The following is a 19644-nucleotide window of genomic DNA, read 5'->3' as shown; positions in this document are numbered from 1 at the left end:
CATGAAAGCCTGCCTCTTTGTTTTAGGGCTGGTCGCAGTGCAAATGCTGCTCTCCGCCGAGCCGCCCGACTTCAACGTCAAACTCGAAACGGTGATGAAGCATGATGATGGGAAGTTCCTCTGGTTTCACCCGCGTGCGGCGGCGGTGCCCGGCGGCGTGGTGATGACTATCCAAAAGCACCTCAAAGTTTCCGATTACTACTCCGGTCTGTATTTCATGCGTCGCGAGGGCGTGGACGGCGCGTGGAGCGGCCCCACTCTGCCGCCAGAGATCGACTGGCAGCCACAGCCCGATGGCGTGACGATCAGTGTGGCCGATGTGACGCCTGGATGGCACGCAAAGACCGGCAAGCTGCTCGCCATCGGTGCCCGCGTCCGTTACAGCCCCAAAGGCAAACAACTCGACGACGTGAAGCGCGCCCATCAAACGGTCTATGCCGTTTACGACCCGAAGACCACGAAGTGGACACCGTGGCAGGTGCTGGAGCTGCCAGCGGATGATCAATTCAACTTCGCCCGCAATGCCTGCGCTCAATGGCTCATCAAAGCCGACGGCTCTCTGCTGGTTCCGCTCTACATCGGCAACAGCGTGAAAGATCGCTTCAGTACAACGGTCGCCGAATGTCAGTTCGACGGGACCAAACTCACGTTCGTAAAACACGGCAATATCGTGCGCCTCCATGTGGCACGCGGCCTCTACGAGCCATCATTGATCGCCTTTGCTGGCCGCTACTACCTCACCCTGCGCAACGACGAGCGCGGCTACGTCAGTGTGAGCGATGACGGTCTTCAGTTTGCCGAGCCGACCCCTTGGACATTCGATGACGGCACCGAACTCGGCAGCTACAACACCCAGCAGCACTGGCTGGCTCACAGCGACGGCCTGTTTCTCGTCTATACCCGGCGTGGCGCGAACAACGATCACATCGTCCGCCATCGCGCCCCGTTGTTCATGGCCCGGGTGGACACGGAAAAACTCCAAATCGTCCGCAGCAGTGAAAAGGTGATCGTTCCTGAGCGCGGCGCGGAGATGGGAAATTTTGGTGCCTGCCGCATCAACGAGAACGAATCATGGGTGACGGTGTCCGAGGGCATGTTCATGAAGGACTCCGCGAAACGTGGAGCCGAAGGCGCGACGTTTGTCGCCCGCATCTTATGGTCGAAACCCAACACCGCAGCACCATGACTGAACCGCTCGTCGATTTGAATCAGGGTTTCGTCCCAGTCAGCGTGTCGGACTGGACATCGAAACGCAGTTGATGAGCTAATTTATGAAACATTTCTTTCTTCTCCTGCTGGTGCTCATCAGTCTGAGCAGCAGCGCTGCGGAGATCGACTGGGTGCTTGAAGCCCGGGCAGGGTGGCAGGCACGGGATTCGCAGGCGGAGTGGGTGTTCAAGGATCAGCTTTGGATCGGTGGTGGCTGGTTTCAGTCGTTCGAAGATCCACCGCGTGACGTGTGGTCATCCAGCGACGGCAAAGGGTGGAAACTGATCGCCAAAAACGCTCCATGGCTGCACAGCGATCTCGCGATGAGCATCACGTTTCAGGACAAGATGTGGATCATGGGTGGCTGGCACAAGGGCCGCTTGCCGGGCCATTCCCCGAGTCATCAAGTGTGGTCATCCGCTGATGGCGCGACGTGGGATCAGATCACCGCCGCCGCGCAATGGTCACCACGACTTGCAGCGGGCCTGGTGGAGCATCGCGGACGGCTGTGGGTGCTTGGCGGCATTGAGGACTACTACTTTGGCAATGATGCGAGCCTGAAGAACGATGTGTGGTCGTCTGCGGACGGCAAAGAATGGAAGCTGGAGACGGCGAAGGCCGCATGGTCGCCGCGTGCTTATCATCAGGCGGTGGTGCTGAACGGCAAAATGTATGTGCTTGGCGGAGGCAACTACGTGCCGAACTATCAGGCGAAGAACGATGTGTGGTCATCAGGCGATGGAGTGAACTGGACCTGCGAAACGGAGTCGGCGCCGTGGGCGGCGCGGCTGTGGTTCAGTGCCGCCATTTATCGTGGGCGCATGTGGGTGCTGGGCGGCTGGTCGAAAGAGCAGGATAACTTTGGTGACGTCTGGCACAGCGCGGATGGAAAGAACTGGCAGCGCTTGGAGACGAAGACCTGCTGGAAGTCACGGCATGAGCATTCGGCTCTGGTGTTTCAAGACAAGCTTTGGGTTCTCGGCGGGCATGCGCGTCCGCTGTCGAATGAAGTATGGTCGCTAAGTTTGCCTGTGGACTGGAAGCCGTGACATAATGCAGGGGGGACCGCTGTATTGGTTCCATGCGCTATTTCTTTCTCGCTCTCTTCGCGTCAGTCTCTCTTCACGCCGCAGACACTCCCAAGGCCCCTCTCATGGCCGGAGCGGCGACCAGCAACATCACGCCGGAACTCGGTGGCGAGGTCGTGGGTGGCTTCCTGCCCTATCCCTGCACCAACATTCACGATGAGCTGCACGCGCGCTGTCTCGTGCTCGATGACGGCAAGACGAAGCTGGCGCTCGTGGTGTGCGATTTGCTCGGACTGCATCGCAGTGTTTCCACGACAGCGCGGGCGTTGATCGAGCAAGAAACCGGCATCCCGGCGGCGAATGTAGTGATCTCCGGTACGCACACACACTCTGCGGTGAATACACTGGGCGGCCCGGTTCGTGGTTACTTCTCGGATCAGGAGCTGACGGACTATCAAAAATTCGTCGCTCGTCGCATCGCGGACGGTGTGAGGCGCGCGATCCATCTCCTGCGCCCTGCTGAGATCGCCTTCGGTACGGTGGATGTACCGGAGCACGTACACATCCGCCGCTGGTTTCTCCAAGAGGACAAGATGCCGCTCAATCCCTTCGGCAAAATAGACAAGGTGAAGATGAACCCCGGCGCCGGGAACCCCGCCCTCATCAAGCCTGCGAGCGAGCCTGATCCCACCATCTCATTCATTGCGCTGCGCGAGCCTGGTGGCCGACTGATCTCGGTTTATTCCGCCTACTCACTGCATTACGTCGGCGGCGTGAATGGCGCGGACATTTCGGCGGATTACTACGGCATGTACTGCGAAGCATTGAATCGCCTGCAGACCGGTGGCAGCGATGGTCCACCCTTTGTCGCGCTGATGGCAAACGGCACCAGTGGTGACGCGAACAACATCAACTTCCGCAACCCGCAGCCGCGCAAGAAGCCCTATGAGCAGATGCGCTATGTGGCAGAAGACGTGGCTTCAAAAGTGAACGCCTCTCTGGCGAATGTGACCTGGCAAAACAGCGCCCCTCTCGCCGCCCGTTACCGTGAACTTTCCATTGCCTGGCGCAAGATCGATCCCGCACTCATCGCATGGGCCAAAGAGACCGAGGCGAAAACGCCCCGCATCCAGGGCAAGGCCGATCTGCCGCTCTCCTATGCCGGTCGCGTGCAGCGCCTGGCAAAGGCCAGTCCTGAAACCAAGGCGGCGGTGCAGATCCTCCGTATCGGCGACATCTGCATCGGCACCACCCCGACCGAGACCTTTGCCGAAACCGGCGTCGAGTTCCGCAAGCGCAGCCCCTTTGCCAAGTCCTTCATGATCGAGCTCGCTCACGGCTACTACGGCTACATGCCCACCCCTCGCCACTTTGAACTCGGCGGCTATGAGACCTGGCCCGGCACGAACAATCTGGAGCCGCAGGCTTCGGTGAAAATGATGGATGCGCTGCTGGAGATGGCTGCGGAGGTGAAATAGTCCCGCTTTGTGCAGGGCTGGCTGAAGTCTTCAAAACAATGACCCCATGAAGCACGCTTTCATTTTCCTGCTGATGCTCCATGCCACTTTTGCATCCGCCGCATGGCAGGCAGGTGTGGCCAAAGCAGACATTACCCCCACCGAATCAGTGCCCCTCGCGGGCTACGGTGGGAAGACGCGCATGTCGCAGCGGGTGGAGCATGCGATCTGGTTGAAGGCGCTGGCGCTCAAGGATGACTCGGGCGCGACTTCGGTGCTGGTGACAGCGGATTTGGTGGGGCTGAGCGACAAGATGGTCGCCATCATCGCGAAGGCCGCGCTGGAAAATCATGGCATCCCGAGAGAGCGGCTGATCTTGAATGCCTCGCACAATCACTCCTGCCCGGTCACGGCGGATGTGCTCTGGTTGTACTATGAATTCACGCCGGAAGAAGCGGCGGTGAAGGATCGCTACACGGCGATGGTTTACTCCAAGTATGAGGAGGTGATCGGTGCGGCCATCGCAAATCTCGAGCCTGCGGAACTAGCGTTTGATCAAGGTCTCGCGGGTGTGGCTGTGAACAGACGACGCTCACGCGGCCCGGAGAGCCGCGCATTTGGCGGGCAGGTGGATCAGGATGTGCCGGTGATTGCTGTGAAGACCGGGAAGGGGATCAAGGGCATTGTGTTTGGCTACTCCTGTCATACGACGGCGCTTGGCGGCTTGAGCATCAATGGTGACTACGCAGGCTTTGCGCAGCTTGAACTGGAGAAGACTTTTCCAGGCTCGGTCGCGATGTTTGTGCAGAACTGCGGTGGCGATGCCAATCCGCTGCCGCGCATTCGGGGCAAGGATGTCGAGGCGACGGAACTCGCGAGCATGTACGGCAAGATTTTAGCGGAAGCCGTGCGCCAGACGATCAGCACTCAGATGCCTCCACTCAATGGACCCATTCACGCGGCGATGGGTGAGACAGAGCTGATGCTCCAGCCCGGGATTCCGCTCGAAGAACTCAAGCAACGACTTCCCAACCTCACGGGCATGCCGAAACGCGAGTTCGAGCACTTCATCCACCAATACGCAACACTCGGTTCTCCACCGGATCGCGTGAAGTATCCCATTCAGGTCTGGCGCATTGGCGCTGATTTCACTTTCATCGCGTTGACCGGAGAAACGGTGGTGGATTACTCGCTCAAGTTCAAAGCAACCTACGGCTGGAACACCACTTGGGTTTGCGGCTACAACAACGATCTCACCAGCTATGTGCCGAGTCTTCGTGTGCGCAAGGAGGGCAGCTATGAAGGTGCCACGGGGATGTTTGAGTACGGCCACCGCGCGCCTTACACCGAGGCGGTGGAGGAATTGATCACCGCTAAGGTCGAGGAGTTGGTGAAGCAGGCGAAGTAACTATTTGCTCACGACAGGAGCCGTCTGCTCCGGCGTCACTCTGCCGCCGGGCAATTCCAGAATGCGGATGTTGCGGAAGCGAACCTCAGCACCTTCGGATTCAAGACAGAGGTAGCCTTTGCGCACAGTGGACTGGCTGATGCCGTTGACGAACTTGCCGTTGATCGAGAGCTTCACGGTGCCGTCGACGCAGACCACATCGTAGGTGTTCCATTCGCCCTTGCCCTTGCAGCGCATTTCCGAGGACATGCTGCGTTTGCCACGCGGATTGTCAGGGATGCCTTCGAGGCCGTTCGCCCCAAACAGTTCACCCGAGACGTAACCGGGATGATTCGGTTTGCCATCTTTGTCGAGATGAAGGTTCGGCCATTCAAGCTCCAGCATCTGGACCTCCATGCCTTTGGGCAGATTTTTGCCCGGCGCAACGCTGCCTTCGCTCCATGCAAACACGCCGGAGTTTCCGCCCGCTTCCATGTGCATCCACTCGATGTGCAGGATGAAGTTCTCATACTGCTTCTCACTGCGCATCACGCCGATGGGCAGACCTTTGCAGACGAGCAGGCCGTCTTTGACGCTCCAGGTGTCGGGGCTTGTGTTCACATCCACCCAGCCGGTGAGATCCTTGCCGTTGAAGAGATCGCGCCATTGCGGTGCGTCGTCAGCGAGCAGGGCAGTGCCAAAGATTAAGCTTAGAAGAATGTGTTTCATGGGGTGATTCTTACAGCGCGTCCAGGACGGGCTTCTTTCATGAGTTTGCCATCACGCACGACGGGAATGCCGTTCACGATGACATGTGGAATACCAGCGGAAGGTGCCGTTGGCGACTCAAAGGTTGCGCGGTCGATAACGGTCGCCGGATCGAAGACGGTGATGTCCGCGTCGGCACCCAGGGCGATGCGGCCTTTGCCTTTCATCATCGGAACGTATCCTTCAAGACGCCGGGCCGGCAGGATCGTCATCTTGGCGAGTGCCTCCATCAGCGGCAGCAGCTTTTTTTCGCGTGAGTAATGGCCCAGCACGCGAGCGAAGGTTCCAGCGCCGCGTGGATGGCCTGTGCCATCAATGAAGGGAACCCCGTCGCTCGCGATCATCACACCAGGATGTGCGATGGCCATCTCGACATTTTCATCCTTCATCATGTAGATGATCACCCAGCCGCCTTGCTTGCGGTAGCGCTCGAAACTGTCCTGCGTGAGCCGTTCACCTGTCGTGGCCCAGGCGAGATCGCCGTAGTCGATCTTGAGATTGGCCTGCCAGCCGGGATTGAACATCGCGGACTCCAGCACAGTGGATGCGGCGGTGTAGGGGTACACTTCGGTACTGATGTCCATGCCTGCGGCCTTGCTGGCATCGATGAGTTTTAAAACTTCACTCATGTCGCCGATGGCGCTGCTGCCGACATGCACGATGTGCAACGCCGCGCCGGTCGTTTTTGCGGCGGTGATCGCTTCCTGGATTGCGGCGATGCCAAAGGCGCGCGTATGCACAAACGCAGGCACCTTGCGCTCAGCGGCGATGCGAAACATGGCCTCGATCTCGCCCGGTGCGGCGGCAGGCGTGTAGTTGATGCCAAAGCCAATGCCCAGCGCGCCTTCATCGAGTCCACGGTGTATCGCGTCGCCCATGAGCTTCAATTCTTTGTCCGTCGCCACCTTGTTTGCTCCATCAGGCTTCGCGCCGAGTCCCGCGACCTTTGCACGGTTGATCGCCCAGTGCCCGATCTCCAGTCCGGGATGAAATGCGGCAAAGCGTGCGGCGATGTGGCCGATCGTGGCTCCATAGTTCAGCGGTGCCGTGCCTTCCATCGAACGGTACCAAGCGGTCACCGGATACACGCCCGCTTCGAGGTCGAGCGCAGTGGTGACGCCATCACAAGCTTTGATCTGCATGTCAATCGTGGTCTGCCCATGCGCATGGATGTCGATGAAGCCGGGCGCGACGACATGTCCCTTCACATCCAGCGTTTCTTTACCGACAAGCGGCGTTGCGGAGATCGCGACGATTTTGCCCTCACGAATGCCAATATGACGAACCGCGTCCAGATTTGTCGCCGGGTCCATCAAACGGCCGTTATTAAGCACGAGATCGAATTCTTCCGCGAAACAGTGGCTGACATGAAAAAACAACAGGAGGAGCAAATACGATCTCATGAACGTGAAACGGCATGCGGGGTTGATTTCTTCGTCAGGTGGGACGCTCACGTTGTATTATTGTGATGTCTAGGGTGAACATTGACGGTCTAAAGGCGGGACTGCGGGTGGTTATTGCCACACTCACGGCGATTCAAAAAGATCGAACATGGCTTTCGCCTGCTTGTCTCAGATTACACCCCCGGGCGTGCAAAATTTCACGCCCGACCCCCAAATGACTAACCTCCGTTTATTCCTGCTGGCCTCGCTTTGTGTGGGATGTTCTTCCTGTCAAAGTGTCTCCAAAGTCGCTCCCAGCAAGCTGGTGAGCGTGCATTCCGGCAGCACCCTCAGCAATGTCAAGACTACCGCGTACACTCAAAGTGAGAGCGATCACATCGTTTATGGGGCCAAGAGCGCCGTGGGAAATACCCTCAAATTTGGCGCGGTGCGCAGCGCTGCCACCGACTGGTCTGTTTACCCGGTAGGCACAGAATTCAAAATCGAAGGCGAGCCCTATGTTTATCAGGTGGACGACTACGGCTCCGCGCTCGTCGGCACCCAGACCATCGATCTTTATCGCCCATCCAAGGCATCCATGGATCAGTGGGGCGCCCGCCAGGTCAATATCAAGGTGCTCAAATGGGGTTCCTTTGACAAGAGTCTCGCGATCATGAAACCGCGCGAAGGGATCAAACCCCACATTCGTGAGATGGTCAGCGCGATCGAGACCCGCCGTCCTCCAGACTCCTGATACGGTAGGGCTACAGCAGCTCTGCCATCACCTTGCCGCCTTCGTGCACGATGGGACGAGGTCGGCCCTGAGGGTCGATCCAGTTGGTGTTCTGTTCGATGCCGAGATGATGAAACACCGTGGCGGCCAGATCACCCGGCGCGACGCGGCGGCTCTCGATCTCTCCGCCATGTTTGTCGGTGCTGCCGATGACCTGACCGTGGCGCAGACCGCCGCCGGCCATGACCATGGACATCACCCGCGGCCAGTGATCGCGGCCAGCATTCTTGTTGATCACAGGACTGCGCCCAAATTCGCCCATCATCAAAATCAACGTGCTGTCAAGCAGCCCTCGGTCTTCGAGATCCGTGACGATGGCATGCAGTGTGCGGTCCACGCTGGGCAGCAGCGGGGTAAGGCCTTTCTTGATGCCGCCCCACTTCACTTCATCACCATGATGATCAAAGTAACCCCAGGCACCGCTGACAGTCACAAAGGTGGATCCGGCCTCAATGAGCCTGCGCGCGAGCAGGGCTTTTTCGCCGATGCTGTCGCGACCGTATTTGTCCCGCATCGCGGATGATTCCTCATCCAAATTGAGCGCGTGCTGTGCGCTGCCGGTCATGAGCACCTCATAGGCCTGCTGGGTGAAGTGATCCGCTGCTGCGATGGATTCATTGGTGCCGATGCCACGCTTCCACTGGTCCATTTGCTCGGCCAGCGCGCGGCGGGTGCCGAGTCGCTCGATGTTGAGACCTTCGACGAGTTTGAGGCGGCCTGACAAATCTTTGCCGCTGACCGGATTGAAGGCATTGCCCATGTGGCCCGCGCCCCAAATATCGGCGGGCAGCGAATCAGCGAGTGCCACATAACCCGGAATGCCTGGGGCATTGGCACCCCGAAACTTTGCAGCGATGGAACCCATGGATGGATAGCCGCCACCGTCACGGCCATCGTTCGTGCGTCGCGCGAGCGGATTGCAGGCCTGCATGGTGATGGGGGTGTGATCGCTGGCGCTGCAATCGACCGAGCGAATCAGCGTGAGCCGGTCCATGATTTTCGCAGTCAGTGGCAGATGCTCACACACGTGGATGCCCGGAACTTTAGTCGGGATGTGGCCGAAGGGGCCGCGAATTTCGCTCGGTGCATCGGGTTTGGGGTCCCACATGTCGATGTGGCTCGGGCCGCCCGAGAGCCAAAAAAGGACGACATTCGTCTTTCGCGTGGCCTGTCCCGCCGCTGTTGCGAAGGCTTGCTGTTGGAAGAGGGAGGGGACTGAAATGCCTGCCAGTCCCGCAAGCCCGGTCTGCAAAAACCCGCGGCGCGTAGTGCCGATTCGCAGCAAATCGCCGCCCACAGGGCTGAAAGCCTGCGGAATGCTCGGTGGGGGACTGGCCGTGGTTTTCATGCGTGGGAGGGCTGAGGGCAGAAGAACCTACGTCGCGAGACGACCGGCCTTGCTTTGGCCGGGCAAATCACTTCACCGGCGCTGGAAACAGTGTCTGCATTGCGCGCACGGTCCGATCGACGAGGATCTGGCCGCCTTCGGGGCCGACTTTGTTGACGTGCGGCAGTCCGCTGTAGCTCCCGCCTTCGATGGCGAGGGCGGTGGGCAGATACATGCCGCAGCCGTTGGTCAGCTGGAGCACGAAGGTCTGCTGCGCAGGACTGCGCGCTTTCATCTGGATGCCCCAGTCGAGATAGAGCTCAAAGGTGTTCGTCGTGACGGCGACATCGCCGATGCGCAGCACATGCAGCTCCATGCTGTAGGGCGGAAGTTTGTCCGCCTCTTCAAAACGCTTCACGATGCCGCGTTCGAGTCCCAGCATCGTGATGACGCGGTTGTCCGGTTTCTCAATCACGCTGTATTGCGCGATGTTCTTTTTCGCGTCCTCATACTCTCGCTCTAAAATCTTGCGCGGTGGCAGCGCGAGGTCTTCGACGATGTGCGCGAGCGGTGCCGCGCTACGGATGTCGGCCTTTGCGGCGTCAAGCGTGTCCAATACGGCATTGCTGATGCGGCGGCCGAGTTCCTGCTGCCGCGTGAGACCGCGCAGCGCGATCATTCTTGCCTCAGCATCTTTGCGATACTGCGGATGCGGCGATTGATCGCCTGCCGCACTGCACCAGCCAAGCACGGTGAGCTCCGGCGCATTCAGTTTGGCCTTCAACTGCTCTCGCGCATCGTGCCAGAAGTCCGCATTCAGCGCGCTGCGGCTTTCCACCTCCTGTGAGGGACAGGCGACGTTGACTGCGATGGCCTGGAGCTGCTTTTCCGCATTCCAGAAGAACAGCGTCTCCACACCTGAGTCGTAGCCCGCTTCAAGATGGCGAAAGCGCGCGTTGTTGGTATTGGCATACATCTGCGCATGCCCGTCTGCGAAAACGGAGCGGCGATTCTCACCGATCTGCGCAAATCCGAGCGTCCAACTCACACTGCCGGGCTTCCGGTTCTTCCAGGCCTTGACGCAGGCTTGCGAGAGACGCTCGATGAAAAATGCCGTGTATTCTGCCGGTTGCATGACGCCTTCCTTGGGAATCGGATAGGTGATCAGGGTCTCCTCGGCGATTTCCGACGTGACCGGCGCAGTATGTGTGTGCGTGGCGGACACGATGATCTTGCGCACATCAAGGTCGGGAATGAGCGGTTGCAGGTGCCTGCGGAACTGATCGAGCACCGAATGGTGAATCGCCACGAGATCGCATGATATGAGCACCGCTTGATCGACAACTTTGCCCCCATCCGTCGATTCCATCGCTACCACTGCGGCAATGATCGCTGTTTCTGGCTTCTGCGAGATGCGCGTGCCGAACTGACCGGCGAGTGCCACCGGTTGGTCCGGGGTGATATCGGCGGTGGCGGAGCCGATTCGCAGTTCAGACGCACGGGCTGACAGTGAAATGAGGAGGCAAAGGAGGAAGTGTTTCATGACCGTTGGAGTCATTCAAACGGTCTTAGGGAGGTATTTCCTCCCAACGGACGGTCAATCCTGCCCACAGAAAAGCACCGAGGTAGCCGGTCGATTTAGGTGCCTAGGAGGCCGGGCCGATGAGTTTCCGTTTGAGCCGCCCCCTCTTTCGGGCTAGGCAACCCGCCACCCATTTTCCATGAGCAGCCCTTCCGCACACACTTACAAACAAGCCGGCGTCGATATTCACGAAGCAGCATCGCTGGTCGATGACATCGGCGTGCTGGTGAGGAGCACCCAGCAGAAGCGGAAGCTGGCCAATCCCTTTGGCCTGTTCGCCGCCGCCTACGACCTGAGCGGATATAAGCACCCCATCATCCTCACAGGCTGTGACGGGGTCGGCACGAAGATCGAGCTGCTGCTCAAGCACGACCAGCTCGAAGCCGCCGGCAAAGACCTCGTCGCCATGAACGTGAACGATGTGCTCACGACAGGGGCGGATCCCATCATGTTCCTCGATTACGTGGGCATCCCGAAGATCCAGAAGACGCAGATCACCCGCATCATCGCTGGCATGACCGAATACCTGGTGGCGTGCAACTGCATCCTCGCTGGTGGTGAGACGGCCGAGATGCCCGGCATGGTGCCCGAGGGCATGGTCGAGCTCAGCGGCTTCGCCATCGGTGCCTGCGAAAAGGAAGATTTGCTCGATCCCGGCACCATCGCCGCTGGCGATGTGCTCATCGGCTGGCCCAGCGCAGGCTTCCATGCGAACGGCTTCAGCCTCGTCCGCCGCATCATCGAGAAGGAAAATATCCAGTTCAGCGAGGACGAAATGCGCACTCTGTTGCTGCCTACTCTCCTCTATCATGAGCAGCCCGCTGCTCTCAAAGCCGCAGGCATCCGCCCGAAGGCCATGGCGCATATCACCGGAGGTGGTCTGCCAGAAAATCTGGGCCGCATGTTCCTGAAGCGCGGTCTCGGCGCGAATCTGCGTATTCCATTCTGGCAGAACGACGTGGTGCAGAAGGTGCTGCGTCATGCTGACAAGAAGGACGCGATCGACACCTTCAACATGGGCCTCGGCTGGGTGGCAATCGTTTCGGCAGCCGATGCCGACAAAGCCCTGACCTGCGGCAAGGGTGCCACAATCATTGGTGAAATGGACACCAGCGCTCAGGTCAGTGTGGAGATCGTCTGAAAGATTGAGCGGTTCTAGGCAGTGAAGGGAGGTTCCATGAACCGCCGTACTTCTGTTCTTTCGCTCGTTCTTATTTTGGGTGGTCTGCTGAGCGCTTCCGCTCAGCAGCCTGCTCCTCCAACCAAGGCCAAACGTCCTCCGAATCCGGCACTCGACCCGATTCAGGATGTCGCAGGTCTGCCTCGCGTTCTGCTGATCGGCGATTCCATCTCCATCGGCTATACGCTGCCCGTGAGAAAGCTGCTGGAGGGCAAGGCCAATGTACACCGCATTCCCGGCAATGGCGGTCCGACCAAGAACGGTGTCGCGAACATCGCCAAATGGCTTGGCACCAGCAAATGGGATGTGATTCACTTCAACTGGGGCATCCACGATCTCAAGTATATGCCCGATGGCAAACGCCAAGTCGAGCCCGCCGATTACGAGGCCAATCTGCGCAGCCTCGTCGCCACTCTGAAGAAGACCGGGGCCAAACTCATCTGGGCCACCACCACCCCGATCCCGGACGGCGACCTCAATCCACCTCGCAAATTCGGCCAGGTGAAGGAGTACAATGAAATCGCCGCCAAGGTCATGGCGGAGAACGGCGTCGCCATCGACGACCTGAACGCGCACATCACGCCGCAACTCGCCACGATGCAGAATCCACGGGACGTCCATTACACCCCCGCTGGCAGCGAATTCCTGGCGCAGCAAGTCGCCGCAGAAATCAGCAAGGCGCTGGCAAAGTAAGCTCGATCTTGCCGAGCGACCGCTCCGCCACCTCGTTACAATCCCGCCCTCCGATTGTGACGTGCCTCCCGTGGATTCATGTGCATCTTGACCACGCTGTGTTCGACCACACAGCACCAACCCGCCCCATACCTGTCATGAATATCTCGTTCACGCGTCGCCTGTTCGTCCTGATGCTCATTGCCTTGGTGGGCCTCTCCACCCTCCAAGCCGCCGAGGTTCCCTCTGCCACCCCTTCCTCAGCCGCTGAAAAGCTGAAGGAATCCATGCTCCCGCCCGGTGTTTCCTTGTCCCAGGGCATCTCTGAAATCACCGGCGTCGCCATCAGCCCGCTGCTGGGGATGAGCGTCATGGGCGGCTGGACCTATTACAAGACCGAGTCGCATCTGCGCCATCGCCTGCCGTGGTATTGCCATCCCGGCGTGTGGGGCACAGGGCTGGGGCTGATCCTCATCTGCTTTCTCAAAGACTTCCTCGGTGCCGCTGCTCCGGCGCTGGTCAAAAAGCCGCTCGATTTCGCCGAGCTGTTTGAAAACAAGCTCAGCGCCCTCGTCGCCACGGTCGGCTTCGTGCCTTTCGTCGCCCTTGCCATGGCCCAGTTCAACAAGGAGCAGCCGCAGGCCGTGAATCATCTCGCAGACTCCGGTTTGGCCGTGATGCCGCTGGACGGCATGATCGACTTTGGCGTTCATACTCCCTGGATTTCCATTCCGGTGGCCATCGTGGCCTTCGGCGTCGTCTGGCTCAGTTCGCACGCCATCAATGTGCTCATCGCGCTGTCTCCCTTCGGCATCGTGGATGCAGGGCTCAAACTCGTCAAACTAGGCCTCATGTCGTTGGTGGTCGGCAGCGCGCTGATCCATCCCTACGCCGGTGCGGCAGTCTCCCTCCTGCTGATTCTCATCGGTCTGCTGCTCGCCGGTTGGTCCTTCCGCCTCACACTGTTCGGCACGCTCATGGGAAGTGATTTTCTGCTCAACAAACGCGCCACTGCCACCGATGTCGAAACCGGCGTGAAAGGCTTCCTCGCACGCCGGACCGCAGGCGTCCCGGTCCGCACCCTGGTACGGCTCAAGCAGGATGCCGCAGGCCGCCCCGTGCTCAGCTATCACCCGTGGCTGCTGCTTCCCGAGCGCCGCATCGCCGTGCCAGATGCCGGGATGGTCATCTGCAAAGGGCTGCTGCACCCCTCGCTGGCCCAGCGTCCCGCCGAATCACCATCAATCGTCCGCGATACCCTCATCCTGCTGCCGCGTTACCGCCGTCAGGAAGACGCCATCGCACGGCACTTCGGCTGCCAGGAAGTCATGGACGGGGCACTCCTGCGCGGCTTCAAAGCCATGCGGCAATGGCTGGTGGAGATGCTGTCGTCCGGGCGGAAACTCGTGGAAATGCACCCAGGATGAACCTGCACGAGGTTGCGCAGGGCTGAATCCCGCCTATCTACGCGGCCCGCTTATGCACAGCTTCCGCTACCACCAAGGTCAGTTATTCGCCGAAAACGTCTCGCTTCAGTCCCTTGCCGAGAAACACGGCACGCCGCTCTATGTCTATTCCAAGAGCACCATCGCCGGCCATTACACGCGCCTGGACGCAGCGCTGACCAAGCTTGACCACCTGATCTGCTTTGCAGTGAAGGCAAACTCCAACATCGCCGTGCTCAACACCATCGCCAAGCTGGGCGGCGGCTTTGACATCGTTTCTGCTGGCGAACTCTTCCGCGTCATCAAGGCCGGTGGCGATCCCGCCAAATGCACCTTCGCAGGCGTCGGCAAGACCCGCGACGAAATCGAATACGCTCTCAAGCAGGGCATCTACTGCTTCAACGCTGAGTCCGAGGCGGAACTGCATTACATCAATCAAGTCGCTGGCGAGCTCGGCCTGCAGGCCCCCGTGGCTGTGCGCGTGAATCCGAATGTCGATGCGAAAACGCACGCCAAGATCACCACCGGCAAGAGTGAGAACAAGTTCGGCATCGATTTCGACCAGATCCTCGACGTTTACGCCCGCGTGGCGGCCGACTGCCCAAATCTGATCATCAAAGGCCTGCAGATGCACATCGGCTCGCAGCTCACCAACGTGGATCCCTTCCTTGAGGCGGTGCAGAAAGTCATCCCGCTCGTGACGCAGGTGAAGAAGAGCTACGGCATCGAATTCTTCAGCATCGGCGGCGGCATCGGCATCAACTACAAGCAGAGCCTCGACTCCGGTGATTCCACCTGGTGGGAAGAGAATGCAGAAGTGCATCCGCTCACGATTCAGGCCTATGCCGAAGCCGTGGTGCCACACCTCGAACCTCTCGGACTGCGCATTCTTTGCGAACCCGGCCGCTTCATGGTTGGCAACGCCGGTGTCATGCTCACCAAAGTGCTCTACGAGAAGCGCGGCTCTGCCAAAATTTTCAAGATCGTTGATGCTGGTATGAATGACCTCATTCGTCCGACGCTGTATGAAGGCTGGCATCAAATCGTGCCGCTGAAGCAGCCTGCGAACGACACCGTCGAAAAAGTCGATGTGGTCGGCCCCATCTGTGAATCTGGCGACTTCCTCGCTCAGAACCGCGAACTCCCGCTCGTCAAAGAAGGCGAATACCTCGCCGTGCTCAGCGCCGGAGCTTATGGTTTCACCATGGCTTCGAACTACAACACGCGCCCCATGCCTGCTGAAATCCTCGTCGATGGTGACAAAGCCACCGTCGTGCGCGAACGCCAGACTCTCGAAGACGTCCTCAAGGGCGAGCACATCGCCTGATTACATACGCGCACCCACCCGATGCACATCGCCGACATTCTCCAAGACCAGCGTCCCACGCTCTCGTTTGAGTTCTTCCCGCCGAAGAGCGCCGAGGCGTTTGAGGCGCTGTATCAGGCCATCGGCGAACTGGAGGCCTTCAAGCCCTCGTTTGTCAGCGTCACCTATGGTGCTGGTGGTTCCACACGCGAACTGACGCATGACCTCGTGGTTCGCATCAACACCACCACGAGCCTAGATGCCGTCCCGCATCTCACCTGCGTCTGTCATAGCGAGGCCGACATCGCCGCCATTCTGGAACGCTACGCCAAAGCCGGGGTGAGCAACATCCTCGCACTCGGCGGAGATCCTCCGAAAAACCTCGCCAACTACGAGCGCGCCAAAGACGCCTTCCAGCACGCTGCCGACCTTGTGGCCTTCATCAAGAAGTTCAACGACAGTGGCGCGCATCCCGACAAGCGCGGCTTTGGCATCGGTATCGCCGGATTCCCCGAAGGCCACCCCACCACGCCGAATCGCGTGCTGGAGATGGATCACCTCAAGGCCAAGGTCGATGCCGGTGCGGACTACATCTGCACCCAGTTGTTCTTCGATAATCACGACTTCTTCGACTTCCGCGAACGCTGCCAGCTGGCTGGGATCAACATCCCCATCATCGCAGGCATCATGCCCATCACCAGCGCCTCCGGCATGCGCCGCATGGCCGAACTCGCCGCAGGTGCGCGTTACCCGGCCAAGCTCCTGCGTGCCATCCAGCGCTGCGGTGGCGATGAAGCCGCCGTGCAGAAGGTTGGTGTCCACTATGCCACCGAGCAGTGCCGCGACTTGCTCGACCATGGCGTCGATGGCATCCATTTCTATACCCTGAATAAATCCCACGCCACGCGCGAGATTTACTCCAGTCTCGGCATCCGCGACTCCGCCGCCGTTCGCCCGCAATCATGAGCGAAGAACTGCCACTCATTGCTGCCATTGAGGCCGGTGGCACCAAGTTCGTCTGCGCCGTCGGCACCGGCCCGCATGATGTGCGGGACGTCACACGCATTGCCACTACGACGCCGGAAGAAACCCTCGGGGGAGTGACCCGCTTTTTGTCGATGGCCAAGTCGAAGTACGGCTCCATCGCCGCCATCGGCATTGGCTCATTCGGCCCGATCGATCTCGACAAAAACAGCGAGACTTACGGCTACATCACTTCCACGCCGAAACCCGGCTGGCAGTTCACCAACATCGTGCAGAAGCTGCACGATCGTTACCACGTACCCATTGCTTGGGACACGGATGTGAACGCCGCGGTGCTCGCTGAGTACCTCTGGGGAGCCGGGCAGGGCACCGATCCGCTCATTTACATCACCGTCGGTACAGGCGTTGGTGGCGGGGTGCTCATCAATGGCCAGCTTCTCCACGGTCTGCTCCATCCCGAGATCGGTCATATTCTGGTGCCACCACCGCACAATTCTTCGGCGATTCAGCAGGCCTGCCACTGCCCGTTTCACAAAAGCTGCGTCGAAGGTTACGTCAGCGGCACTGCCCTCGCCTCGCGCTGGGGAGTCAAAGCGGATGCCCTGCCGCCCGACCATCCCGCTTGGGAAGAAGTGGCCGATGTTATGGCGCATGCGCTGCTGAACCTCACGCTCAGCATTTCGCCCAAACGCATCATCCTCGGCGGTGGCGTCATGAGCCAGGATCACATCCTGCCGCTCATTCGCGGCCAGCTGCACAAGCTCAACAACGGCTACCTCCGCGTCCCCGAACTCGGCCGCGATATCGACGACTTCATCGTCGCTCCCGGTCTGGGCGCACGCTCCGGCCTCCTCGGCGCGCTGGCTCTCGGCAAGATTGAGCTCGACCGGCATTTGAATCAAAATGCAGTGGCTTAAGCCGTTGCCAATTCAACAAGGTGATTACTAACTGGCCCAAGCAGTAGCTCGTGCCGTTACGCCTGTTCCTTGGTCCAAAACGTCAGCGTCTTCGGTGATTCGGTTTCTTCACCGATCTCCTGCCAGACAAAGGTGGCCTGAAGTTCAGGGCGTTTCACATAGCCCTGGCTGCACCAAAACTCATCGAGCGGACGATAGCCCTCCGGACGCAGCGGATCCTCGGCAGGGCGGTCCACCGCGCAGAAAGTGCTGAATTTGAGGCCCAGTTTCCGAACATGCGCCTCACGCCGCACAAAAAACTCCTTCCCGATGCCCTGGCCGCGATAGGCAGGCAGCAGGATCGATTCGCCGAAGTAGCAGATCGTGGCGAGATCGTAACCCGCCTGCACGAACGCCGCCTGAAATTCAGGCCCTTCATCGAGCATTGGCAGGCAGGTGGTAGCACCCACCACCCGGTCATCATCAAACACCAGAACGACAAGGCTGCCGTTCGACTGCAAGTAGGTGCTCAGGTACTCGCGCTCATGCTCCAGAGTCCCAGCATACAGGTAGGGATACTCACGAAACACAGTGATGCGCAGTTCGCCCAGCGCATCGAGATGCGGTGCCAGTTCAGCCCCATGGAAGTTTTGCAGACGGAGCATGGTCAATGAGACGGGTTTGAAGCGATGAACTCATTCGCCATCGCGCGGATCCTGAGCCGCATGTTGGCCAAGCCATTCAAACGCGTGGGCGAAAGCATTTTGTTGAAGCTGCAGGCTTCCCACACGCGAGGCTCGACGATGGCGACTTCGGCAGGATCGGCGTCGGTGTAAAGATCGCACAGCAGCGCAGCGAGCCCGTTGACCATGGGGGATTCGGCGTCGCAGGTGAAGCGCGTGCGGCCATCCACGAGTTCACCATGCAGCCAGACGCGAGAGACACAGCCGGGCACAAGGTTCGCTTCAGTTTTGTGCGCCTCATCCAGCTTCAGTGCATGCCCGCTTGAGACGAGCGCGTTCAGACGTTCATGCAGATCGTGGATGATGTTCAGGTCGTCGATGAGCGACTGCTGTTTTTCATCAAGGCTCATTTCAACTTAGCGAGTCGGCCCCGGCTCCAGTTGAGACCCGTCTGGATGGCCTCGTCATTGGCGATGGCGGAAGCAAGTTTTTCCCAGATGGCCACGGCGTTGGCAAAGGCGGCCTTCGCCTCAGTCTTCTTGCCGGCACTCTCACTGGTGTGTCCCAGCGAGCCATAAAGCTGCGCGAGCTGGCTGGCCCACATGCGGCGCTCCGGCGTGAGCTTGTCATTGGCAGGCTGTGCCTGAATGAGTGCTTCGAGCGATTCCACAGCCAGCTTCGCAATCGGAATGGCGGCGGTCGTCTTGCCGCTGTCAGCGAGCAGTTCAGCGTATTCACCCCGCAGTTTGGCTAGCAGAAATCCATAGCGCACATTGTCTTTGTCGTCTGCGAGGATCTCATTCACCAGTTCGATGGCGTCCTGCTTCTTCTTACTTGCCTCAGCCGGGTTGCCGGCATCACGCGCGAGAGATGCGAGGGCACCGTAATTGCGCGCAAGCAAGTACTTCACCTCGGCCCACTCAGGCAGCAAACGGATGAGTTCCAGCAGGATCGGGACGGCCTGGTTGTGCGCCTCTTTGGCATCCGCGCCACTGAAATGACGCCCGATGAGTTCTGCCAGTTCGGTATACGCCTCAGCCAGCAGCAGTGCCTGATTCTGATTGCGCGGGCTGCTGCCGAGTACGAGTTCGCCCATGTCCTTCACGGAATCAATCAGCGTGTTCAGCGCCTCTTCGACCTTGCCCGCATCACGCTGGCTGATGCCCTTGGCAAACTTGGCTCGCGCGAGAATGAATTTTTCATCGTTGATCAATTCGTGTCCGATCATCTTGGCATCGAGAATCGTCGGTACGCGCGCCAGCGCCTGCTCGGAGTCGGCCACATCACCGTTGCGCAGCGTACGCAGGCCGTATTCCAGCCACGCACGGGCGCACTCATTGCGCGCGAGACGGTTTTTCGGATCAGCGGCCAGTCCCTTGTCGAGGTTGATCGTGGCTTCCTTGAGCAGCGTGAGGGATTCGGCATGGCGCCCCTCGTGTCCGCGGATGTCGGAGAGGAGCAGGCTGTAGCGGCCCAGCCACTGCTGGTAGAGCGCGATCTGGGCTCCTTCACCGGCCCCCTTGCGGATCAATTCAGCAGCCTGTT

At 59.5% G+C, this 19644-nt stretch carries 18 protein-coding genes; 11 read left to right on the top strand and 7 right to left on the bottom strand.

Annotated features, from left to right (window positions below; translation table 11 throughout):
• Position 1 precedes the first annotated feature (1 nt).
• From PSV43_RS13340 to PSV43_RS13325, 4 genes are all read left to right on the top strand, one after another.
• Complete coding sequence (locus tag PSV43_RS13340) at positions 2-1186, top strand: hypothetical protein (protein ID WP_300197894.1); 1185 nt, start codon at positions 2-4, stop codon at positions 1184-1186.
• Positions 1187-1271: 85 nt separating this feature from the next.
• A complete protein-coding gene (locus PSV43_RS13335) occupies positions 1272-2258 on the top strand; it encodes a hypothetical protein (RefSeq protein WP_300197891.1) in 987 nt (328 codons plus the stop codon).
• A gap of 32 nt (positions 2259-2290) precedes the next feature.
• Positions 2291-3715 (top strand): hypothetical protein, encoded by a 1425-nt coding sequence (locus PSV43_RS13330; RefSeq protein ID WP_300197886.1) that lies wholly within the window; start codon positions 2291-2293, stop codon positions 3713-3715.
• A 46-nt stretch (positions 3716-3761) separates the two neighbouring features.
• Complete coding sequence (locus tag PSV43_RS13325) at positions 3762-5102, top strand: neutral/alkaline non-lysosomal ceramidase N-terminal domain-containing protein (protein ID WP_300197883.1); 1341 nt, start codon at positions 3762-3764, stop codon at positions 5100-5102.
• On the opposite strand, the gene PSV43_RS13320 is transcribed toward PSV43_RS13325, so the two are convergent.
• Both PSV43_RS13320 and PSV43_RS13315 read right to left on the bottom strand, forming a co-directional pair.
• Positions 5103-5810 (bottom strand): DUF1080 domain-containing protein, encoded by a 708-nt coding sequence (locus tag PSV43_RS13320; protein ID WP_300197880.1) that lies wholly within the window; start codon positions 5808-5810, stop codon positions 5103-5105.
• Positions 5807-7252, bottom strand: coding sequence for an amidohydrolase family protein (locus PSV43_RS13315; RefSeq protein WP_300197937.1), 1446 nt, complete (start codon positions 7250-7252; stop codon positions 5807-5809). The genes PSV43_RS13320 and PSV43_RS13315 overlap by 4 nt, the downstream gene beginning before the upstream one ends.
• A 214-nt stretch (positions 7253-7466) precedes the next feature.
• Here PSV43_RS13315 and PSV43_RS13310 point away from each other — a divergent pair, with 214 nt between their 5' ends.
• Positions 7467-7985: a 3D domain-containing protein gene (locus PSV43_RS13310; protein ID WP_300197877.1), complete on the top strand. Its 519-nt coding sequence runs from the start codon at positions 7467-7469 to the stop codon at positions 7983-7985.
• Between the two features lie 10 nt (positions 7986-7995).
• Here the strand turns inward: PSV43_RS13310 and PSV43_RS13305 are convergent, their stop codons facing one another.
• Both PSV43_RS13305 and PSV43_RS13300 read right to left on the bottom strand, forming a co-directional pair.
• The gene (locus PSV43_RS13305; RefSeq protein ID WP_300197874.1) at positions 7996-9372 is read right to left on the bottom strand and encodes a DUF1501 domain-containing protein; all 1377 of its coding nucleotides are present in this window, start codon (positions 9370-9372) and stop codon (positions 7996-7998) included.
• A gap of 67 nt (positions 9373-9439) precedes the next feature.
• On the bottom strand, positions 9440-10894 hold the full coding sequence (locus tag PSV43_RS13300) for a hypothetical protein (RefSeq protein ID WP_300197871.1): 1455 nt from the start codon (positions 10892-10894) through the stop codon (positions 9440-9442).
• Positions 10895-11072: 178 nt separating this feature from the next.
• On the opposite strand from PSV43_RS13300, the gene purM reads away from it, so the two are divergent.
• The 6 genes from purM to PSV43_RS13270 all read left to right on the top strand — a co-directional run bounded on the left by purM (position 11073) and on the right by PSV43_RS13270 (position 17437).
• Positions 11073-12074, top strand: a complete 1002-nt coding sequence (gene purM / locus PSV43_RS13295; RefSeq protein ID WP_300197867.1) for a phosphoribosylformylglycinamidine cyclo-ligase — start codon at positions 11073-11075, stop codon at positions 12072-12074.
• A gap of 36 nt (positions 12075-12110) precedes the next feature.
• The gene (locus tag PSV43_RS13290) at positions 12111-12806 is read left to right on the top strand and encodes an SGNH/GDSL hydrolase family protein (protein WP_300197864.1); all 696 of its coding nucleotides are present in this window, start codon (positions 12111-12113) and stop codon (positions 12804-12806) included.
• 137 nt (positions 12807-12943) lie between these two features.
• Positions 12944-14212, top strand: a complete 1269-nt coding sequence (locus tag PSV43_RS13285; protein ID WP_300197861.1) for a hypothetical protein — start codon at positions 12944-12946, stop codon at positions 14210-14212.
• A 52-nt stretch (positions 14213-14264) separates the two neighbouring features.
• Positions 14265-15557 carry a diaminopimelate decarboxylase gene (gene lysA / locus PSV43_RS13280; protein ID WP_300197858.1) on the top strand — a complete coding sequence of 431 codons (1293 nt, stop codon included), beginning with the start codon at positions 14265-14267 and terminating at the stop codon, positions 15555-15557.
• Positions 15558-15578: 21 nt separating this feature from the next.
• Positions 15579-16502, top strand: coding sequence for a methylenetetrahydrofolate reductase [NAD(P)H] (gene metF / locus PSV43_RS13275; protein WP_300197855.1), 924 nt, complete (start codon positions 15579-15581; stop codon positions 16500-16502).
• The gene (locus PSV43_RS13270) at positions 16499-17437 is read left to right on the top strand and encodes an ROK family protein (protein WP_300197852.1); all 939 of its coding nucleotides are present in this window, start codon (positions 16499-16501) and stop codon (positions 17435-17437) included. The genes metF and PSV43_RS13270 overlap by 4 nt, the downstream gene beginning before the upstream one ends.
• A gap of 56 nt (positions 17438-17493) precedes the next feature.
• Here the strand turns inward: PSV43_RS13270 and PSV43_RS13265 are convergent, their stop codons facing one another.
• From PSV43_RS13265 to PSV43_RS13255, 3 genes are all read right to left on the bottom strand, one after another.
• Positions 17494-18081 carry a GNAT family N-acetyltransferase gene (locus PSV43_RS13265; protein WP_300197849.1) on the bottom strand — a complete coding sequence of 196 codons (588 nt, stop codon included), beginning with the start codon at positions 18079-18081 and terminating at the stop codon, positions 17494-17496.
• A gap of 2 nt (positions 18082-18083) precedes the next feature.
• On the bottom strand, positions 18084-18509 hold the full coding sequence (locus PSV43_RS13260) for a SufE family protein (RefSeq protein ID WP_300197847.1): 426 nt from the start codon (positions 18507-18509) through the stop codon (positions 18084-18086).
• On the bottom strand, positions 18506-19644 hold a 1139-nt coding region (locus PSV43_RS13255), incomplete at its 5' end, for a hypothetical protein (RefSeq protein ID WP_300197844.1). The genes PSV43_RS13255 and PSV43_RS13260, both read right to left, overlap by 4 nt.

This window comes from Prosthecobacter sp. (assembly GCF_029946185.1).
Classification (GTDB): Bacteria; Verrucomicrobiota; Verrucomicrobiia; order Verrucomicrobiales; family Verrucomicrobiaceae; genus Prosthecobacter.
The sequence above is the reverse complement of the archived record's forward strand: the minus strand, read 5'-3'. Positions and strand labels throughout refer to the sequence as shown.

Excerpts from the sequence above, each read along its gene's own strand:
- PSV43_RS13340 (WP_300197894.1), top strand. The coding sequence starts at position 2 with ATGAAAGCCTGCCTCTTTGTTTTAGGGCTGGTCGCAGTGCAAATGCTG.
- PSV43_RS13335 (WP_300197891.1), top strand. The coding sequence starts at position 1,272 with ATGAAACATTTCTTTCTTCTCCTGCTGGTGCTCATCAGTCTGAGCAGC.
- PSV43_RS13330 (WP_300197886.1), top strand. The coding sequence starts at position 2,291 with ATGCGCTATTTCTTTCTCGCTCTCTTCGCGTCAGTCTCTCTTCACGCC.
- PSV43_RS13325 (WP_300197883.1), top strand. The coding sequence starts at position 3,762 with ATGAAGCACGCTTTCATTTTCCTGCTGATGCTCCATGCCACTTTTGCA.
- PSV43_RS13320 (WP_300197880.1), bottom strand. The coding sequence starts at position 5,810 with ATGAAACACATTCTTCTAAGCTTAATCTTTGGCACTGCCCTGCTCGCT.
- PSV43_RS13315 (WP_300197937.1), bottom strand. The coding sequence starts at position 7,252 with ATGAGATCGTATTTGCTCCTCCTGTTGTTTTTTCATGTCAGCCACTGT.
- PSV43_RS13310 (WP_300197877.1), top strand. The coding sequence starts at position 7,467 with ATGACTAACCTCCGTTTATTCCTGCTGGCCTCGCTTTGTGTGGGATGT.
- PSV43_RS13305 (WP_300197874.1), bottom strand. The coding sequence starts at position 9,372 with ATGAAAACCACGGCCAGTCCCCCACCGAGCATTCCGCAGGCTTTCAGC.
- PSV43_RS13300 (WP_300197871.1), bottom strand. The coding sequence starts at position 10,894 with ATGAAACACTTCCTCCTTTGCCTCCTCATTTCACTGTCAGCCCGTGCG.
- purM (WP_300197867.1), top strand. The coding sequence starts at position 11,073 with ATGAGCAGCCCTTCCGCACACACTTACAAACAAGCCGGCGTCGATATT.
- PSV43_RS13290 (WP_300197864.1), top strand. The coding sequence starts at position 12,111 with ATGAACCGCCGTACTTCTGTTCTTTCGCTCGTTCTTATTTTGGGTGGT.
- PSV43_RS13285 (WP_300197861.1), top strand. The coding sequence starts at position 12,944 with ATGAATATCTCGTTCACGCGTCGCCTGTTCGTCCTGATGCTCATTGCC.
- lysA (WP_300197858.1), top strand. The coding sequence starts at position 14,265 with ATGCACAGCTTCCGCTACCACCAAGGTCAGTTATTCGCCGAAAACGTC.
- metF (WP_300197855.1), top strand. The coding sequence starts at position 15,579 with ATGCACATCGCCGACATTCTCCAAGACCAGCGTCCCACGCTCTCGTTT.
- PSV43_RS13270 (WP_300197852.1), top strand. The coding sequence starts at position 16,499 with ATGAGCGAAGAACTGCCACTCATTGCTGCCATTGAGGCCGGTGGCACC.
- PSV43_RS13265 (WP_300197849.1), bottom strand. The coding sequence starts at position 18,081 with ATGCTCCGTCTGCAAAACTTCCATGGGGCTGAACTGGCACCGCATCTC.
- PSV43_RS13260 (WP_300197847.1), bottom strand. The coding sequence starts at position 18,509 with ATGAGCCTTGATGAAAAACAGCAGTCGCTCATCGACGACCTGAACATC.